This window comes from Cobetia sp. UCD-24C, assembly GCF_001306765.1.
Classification (GTDB): domain Bacteria; phylum Pseudomonadota; class Gammaproteobacteria; order Pseudomonadales; family Halomonadaceae; genus Cobetia; species Cobetia amphilecti.
On record NZ_LJTD01000051.1, the window covers coordinates 1 to 508 of the forward strand.

Sequence of the window (508 nt, forward strand, 5' to 3'; positions counted from 1 at the left end):
TTCCATACAGAACCACCGGATCACTAGAACCTACTTTCGTACCTGCTCGACGTGTCTGTCTCGCAGTCAAGCACCCTTATGCTCTTGCACTCAATGCACGATTTCCAACCGTGCTGAGGGTACCTTCGTGCTCCTCCGTTACTCTTTAGGAGGAGACCGCCCCAGTCAAACTACCCACCATACACTGTCCTCGATCCGGATAACGGACCTGAGTTAGAACGCCAATGATGTCAGGCTGGTATTTCAAGATTGGCTCCACCGCATCTGGCGACGCGGTTTCAAAGCCTCCCAGCTATCCTACACAGACAACATCAGCATCCAGTGTAAAGCTATAGTAAAGGTTCACGGGGTCTTTCCGTCTAGCCGCGGGTACACAGCATCTTCACTGCGATTTCAATTTCACTGAGTCTCGGGTGGAGACAGCGTGGCCATCATTACGCCATTCGTGCAGGTCGGAACTTACCCGACAAGGAATTTCGCTACCTTAGGACCGTTATAGTTACGGCCG

At 52.0% G+C, this 508-nt stretch carries 1 rRNA gene; it reads right to left on the reverse strand.

Features of this window, described 5'->3' with window-relative positions:
- Positions 1 to 508, reverse strand: a 23S ribosomal RNA gene (locus tag AOG28_RS17520); the annotation flags it as partial.